The organism is Arthrobacter sp. H14, from assembly GCF_000520495.1.
Classification (GTDB): Bacteria; Actinomycetota; Actinomycetes; order Actinomycetales; family Micrococcaceae; genus Arthrobacter_C.
Map to the genome: position 1 here is coordinate 29770 of NZ_KI914640.1, position 4833 is coordinate 34602.

6 protein-coding genes, 1 tRNA gene and 1 pseudogene are annotated in these 4833 nt (G+C 61.5%); 6 read left to right on the forward strand and 2 right to left on the reverse strand.

What is annotated here, in order from left to right:
- Both Y707_RS31290 and htpX read left to right on the forward strand, forming a co-directional pair.
- Positions 1–295, forward strand: a pseudogene (locus tag Y707_RS31290) (MFS transporter); the annotation flags it as partial.
- 147 nt (positions 296–442) lie between these two features.
- Complete coding sequence (htpX, locus tag Y707_RS0106340; RefSeq protein WP_026534452.1) at positions 443–1312, forward strand: zinc metalloprotease HtpX; 870 nt, start codon at positions 443–445, stop codon at positions 1310–1312.
- Positions 1313–1315: 3 nt separating this feature from the next.
- Here the strand turns inward: htpX and Y707_RS0106345 are convergent, their stop codons facing one another.
- Positions 1316–1807, reverse strand: coding sequence for a YajQ family cyclic di-GMP-binding protein (locus Y707_RS0106345; RefSeq protein ID WP_026534453.1), 492 nt, complete (start codon positions 1805–1807; stop codon positions 1316–1318).
- 251 nt (positions 1808–2058) lie between these two features.
- Here Y707_RS0106345 and Y707_RS0106350 point away from each other — a divergent pair, with 251 nt between their 5' ends.
- The gene (locus tag Y707_RS0106350; RefSeq protein ID WP_155852778.1) at positions 2059–2319 is read left to right on the forward strand and encodes a hypothetical protein; all 261 of its coding nucleotides are present in this window, start codon (positions 2059–2061) and stop codon (positions 2317–2319) included.
- A 117-nt stretch (positions 2320–2436) separates the two neighbouring features.
- A tRNA-Tyr gene (locus Y707_RS0106355) sits at positions 2437–2518 on the forward strand.
- Positions 2519–2618: 100 nt separating this feature from the next.
- Here Y707_RS0106355 and Y707_RS0106360 read toward each other — a convergent pair.
- A complete protein-coding gene (locus Y707_RS0106360) occupies positions 2619–3494 on the reverse strand; it encodes a Rieske (2Fe-2S) protein (protein WP_026534455.1) in 876 nt (291 codons plus the stop codon).
- 179 nt (positions 3495–3673) lie between these two features.
- Between Y707_RS0106360 and Y707_RS0106365 the strand changes: the two genes are divergently transcribed.
- Positions 3674–4087 (forward strand): thioredoxin family protein, encoded by a 414-nt coding sequence (locus Y707_RS0106365; protein ID WP_026534456.1) that lies wholly within the window; start codon positions 3674–3676, stop codon positions 4085–4087.
- 217 nt (positions 4088–4304) lie between these two features.
- On the forward strand, positions 4305–4833 hold a 529-nt coding region (locus tag Y707_RS30530), incomplete at its 3' end, for an AMP-binding protein (protein WP_035780607.1).

Consider the following 4833-nt stretch of genomic DNA (forward strand, 5'->3'; position numbering starts at 1 on the left):
ATCTGCCTGCCTGGTCCTGGCAGGTATCTCCGACTCGGTCAGCAGCGTTTTCCGCACCACCATCCTGCAGGCCGCGACGCCGGATGCGATGCGGGGGAGGCTGCAGGGGGTCTTCATCGTCGTCGTGGCGGGCGGACCGCGGCTGGGCGATGCGGTGGCCGGTGGCAATGGCGAGTGGATCGGCGAAGGCTGGGCCGCCGTCGTCGGTGGTATTGCCTGTATTGCCGGGGTGTGGCTGCTGGCGAAATGGCAGCCGCGGTTTGCCCACTACGACGCGCGACACCCCGAGCCCTGAATGTTGAACGTCGTGAACACGGCATTTTGAAGACGCGCACTCACCACTTCATAGCCGAGGAACAGGCCGCATGGGCCGTGCGTTGTACCGGATGAAGCGCTCGACAAACGTAGCGCTCGAGGTTGGCTGAGAAGGAGACCGGTTCAGTTGCACAACCATTTCAACGGCTTGAAGACGGCGGCGCTGTTCGGCGTGATGTTCGCCGTCCTGCTCGGCATCGGCGCGCTCATTTCCGCGGGCACGGGCAGCAGCATGTTCCTGTGGCTTTTCGCTCTGATCGGCGTCGGCACCACCGCCTACGGGTACTGGAACAGCGACAAGATCGCCATCCGCGCCATGAAGGCCTTTCCAGTCACTGAGGCCGAGGCGCCGCAGATGTACCGCATTGTCCGCGAACTTTCCGCCCGCGCGAACCAGCCAATGCCGCGGCTGTATATCTCGCCGACACCGGCACCAAACGCGTTCGCCACCGGACGCAATCCCGAGAACGCTGCCGTCTGCTGCACGGACGGCATTCTGCGGATGATGAACGAGCGGGAACTGCGCGGAGTGCTTGGGCACGAACTGATGCACGTGTACAACCGCGACATCCTGACCTCATCGGTCGCCGCCGCGGTGGCCGGCGTCATTACGTCGGTGGCCCAGTTCATGCTGTTCTTCGGCGGCGGCCGCGACCGTGGCGGCAATCCGCTGGCGATGATTGCGACGGCGCTGCTCGCACCATTTGCGGCGATGCTGATTCAGACGGCCATCACCCGTACACGGGAATTCGACGCGGATGAAGACGGCGCGAAGCTCACCGACGATCCGCTAGCGCTCGCCTCCGCGTTGCGGAAGCTGGACGTCGGAACGCAGCGGACGCCGCTGCCGCAGGAACAGCGCCTGGTGAACGCGTCGCACCTAATGATCGCCAACCCGTTCAAGGGTGGCAATCTCAAGAAGCTGTTCTCGACCCACCCGCCCATGGATGAGCGGGTGGCGCGGCTGGAGAAGATGGCAGGACGCCAGCTCCAGTAGGAACTACCGGTAGTTCACGAACTGCAGGTCGACGTCGACGTCGGATTCCTTCAGCAGCGACATGGTCGCCTGCAGGTCATCACGGCTCTTGGAAGTGACACGCAGTTCGTCGCCTTGGATGGTGGACTTCACGCCTTTAGGACCCTCGTCCCGGATGAGCTTGTTGATCTTCTTGGCCTGGTCCTGGGCGATGCCTTCCTTGATGGAGGCCTCGATCCGGTACTCCTTGCCGGAAGCGTACGGCTCGCCCGAGTCGAGTGACTTCAAGGAAATGCCACGCTTGACCAGCTTGGACTGGAACACATCCAGCACTGCCTTGACCCGCTCTTCGGAGTTGGCCTTCATCAGGATCTTCTCGCCACTGAAGTCGACCTCGGCGCCAATGCCCTTGAAATCGTAGCGCTGGGACAGTTCTTTCTGGGCCTGGTTGAGGGCGTTGGACACTTCCTGGGTATCGACCTTGCTGACGACGTCGAATGAAGACTCGCTGGCCATGATTCCTCCTGGGTCTAGGGATTGCTTTTGAACCAGCCTACTGTTTCAGGCGCCCGAAGGCAGGAATGGAACGGTCGTTCCCAGCCCGCTCCCAGCATTTTTTGCGGGGATCTCTAACTCCGACCGGAAGACTGGAGACACTACCGGTTGCATTGATCAACTATTTCGAGGAGGTTCGGTTGGTACGCCGCCGAAAATACTTCATTCGTTCTATAAGAGCCGCGGCAGGAACGTTTCTTGCTACTGCAACTATGGCAGGATCCGTAGCTATGGGCTCAGGCCCGGCAGCTGCGGCCAAAACCGCATCGCCCGTGTTCCAGCAGGACATTGTCCGGACGGTTGCTGTCGCCCCACTGTTGACTCAGCGGAAGGAACTCACTCCCGAGCAGGAAGAACGCATCAGCGGTGTCAGGCAGGACATGGACGTCGCCGTGTGGCTGGGGCAGGTGACCTGCGAGCAGGCGGACCGGTTTGCGACCCAGCTTGAGGACCGCATCATGCGGGGACTGTAGACGTCAAGAAACCTCCTGCCGGAGCCCGATTCGATTCTGTGGCCAATCCCTTGTACAGTTTTACTGCTCCCTCGTTGAGGGAGTAAGTTCTTTTGAACATCGTTCAAACGGGCACACGGCAGATTACCCGAGTGGCCAAAGGGGGCTGACTGTAAATCAGCTGGCATCGCCTACGGGGGTTCGAATCCCTCATCTGCCACCGAACGAAAAGCCTCTCCGGCCAGTGAAACACTGACCGGGGAGGCTTTTTCATGAACTCATCGACTAACTGACTCAGCGACTGTCTGTGGGTGATAGCCCTAACTGTGCGCCGGCCTCAGCCTCGCCTCTACCTGACCCTCCACGATGCGGGTCTCGAAATGCGGCTGCGGCGCAGTCGCCGGACCGTGGATGACTTCGCCGGTGCGGAGTGAGAACACGCTCTGGTGCCACGGGCACTCAACGCAGGGATCGCCGTCGTCGATCAGTTTGCCCTCATTCAGCGGGCCGCCAAGGTGGCTGCAGGTGGCGGCAAGGGCTCGGACCGTTCCGTACCGGCGGAACAAGACCAACGGGGTTTCGCCGATCGTGCCGCCCGTCAGTTTGCCCTCTTCCAACGAATCCAGGGTTGCGACCTGATGCCAGCCGGAGGGTACGTTGTTCGGGATGTCGATGACGCGGCTGATGGACGCTCCCTGACGGTAGGCGAGGTGCCCGCCGATGAAGCCACCGGTGGAGACGGCGGCCATTCCTGCGAGACTGAAGATCTTGCCTGCCTTCTCCCTGCCGGTGCACCGTTGGATCAAGGAGATGGCGTACAGGCTGGTTGCGACCACGTTCACGCCGGCATGCACCAGTCCCGTGCGCTGCGGCCCGGGTTCGGACTTCGACCAGTCCACCAGGCCGGAGGCGACTGCGGGGAGTACGGCGGTGATGCCGGTACCGATCAGGACAGCGGAGGCCTTCTGCGTGCCGGAAACCAGATCCAGGATGGAGGCCGACGTCCAGGCGCCAATCGGTATCTGCACCATCACGGGGTGTAACGGGTGTCCGAAGGGAACTCCATGGAGCAGGTCCCTGAGGTCGCGTTGGCGGATGACGTTCTTGACCACCTTGCGGATGCTTTTGGCCGCAGGATCCAGCCAGGTCGCGTTCTCCAGCTGGTTGATGGAATCCATAAAGGGCAGTGACTTCATGCGGAACTCCTCGGTTTGTCGCCATTGAACAGGTGGGAACCACGTAGGGGAAAGCCTACGCCGGTTTGGCATGGTTGCAACCGGTCTTTCCGCCGGTGCTGAAGGTGAGGCTGAGTACTCGATCATGCGCTCAGCGAACAGCGCTGTTCTCTGCCGGGCGGGGCGTATAGCGTGGAGGAATGGCTACTGTAGAAGTTACTGAAGCAAGCTTGGCTCCGACGCTTGAAGACAACAACATTGTGTTCGTTGATTTCTGGGCGGATTGGTGCCAGCCCTGCAAGCAGTTCGCCCCGACGTACGAGGCCGTCTCTGATAAGCATGACGACGTCGTTTTCGCCAAGGTGGACACCGAGGCCGAGCAGCAGCTCGCCGCGGCAGCAGGTATCACCTCCATTCCCACTTTGATGGCCTTCCGCGAGAAGGTTTTGGTTTTCTCCCAGCCAGGCGCGCTTAACGCGGCCCAGCTGGACCAGGTGATCGATGCCGTCAAGGATCTGGACATGGAAAAGGTCCACGCCGAAATCGCAAACCGCGAGGACGAGGCACCTGCCGAGGCCAGCGGGGAAGAAACGATCAAGGGCGAATCCGCCTAGCTGGAAACTTTCCGGCAGGTGGAAAGTCCACCTCCTGGAGCTTAGGTTGGTGCGAGCCCGCGCAAGCGGGTGGTTGCACCATGCCTGTCAACGTAAAAAGGTCCCTGCCGGACATACCGGCGGGGACTTTTTTGGGCCCGGGCCGAATGTGGAGCGGAACATACTGTTTGGTAGCCTGCTCTTTAGCCAACGCGGGTGTCACCAAAGGAGTTCAAGCTTGCAGTCGTATACCTCAGCACCGTCCGACCAGCCACTGCTGGACAGCACCATTGGAGACCATTTCGAGCGCATCGCCGCCAAGTTTCCGGACAACGATGCATTGATTGAGGCCGCTACCGGACGCCGCTGGAGCTACGCGGAACTCAACGAAGAAGTGGATCGGCTGGCCCGGGGCCTCCTCGCGATGGGAGTCGACAAGGGCGACCGGATCGGCATCTGGTCCACGAACTGCGCGGAATGGACCATCCTGCAGTACGCCACCGCCAAGGCCGGCGCCATCCTGGTTAACGTGAATCCTGCCTACCGGTCCCACGAACTCCAGTTCGTCGCCAAGCAGTGCGGGATGCGGATGCTGGTGGTGGCGCCTTCGGACAAGAACAGCGACTTCGTCGGAATGGGACGGGAAGCAGTAGAGGCTTGCCCGGAGCTGGTTGAGCTGGTCCTGATTGACGGGAACGACGACGACGCAGCGGCCGGGCAGGGCGAGGTCACCTTCGCCGGTGTTTCGGCCCGGTCAGCGGAAGTCG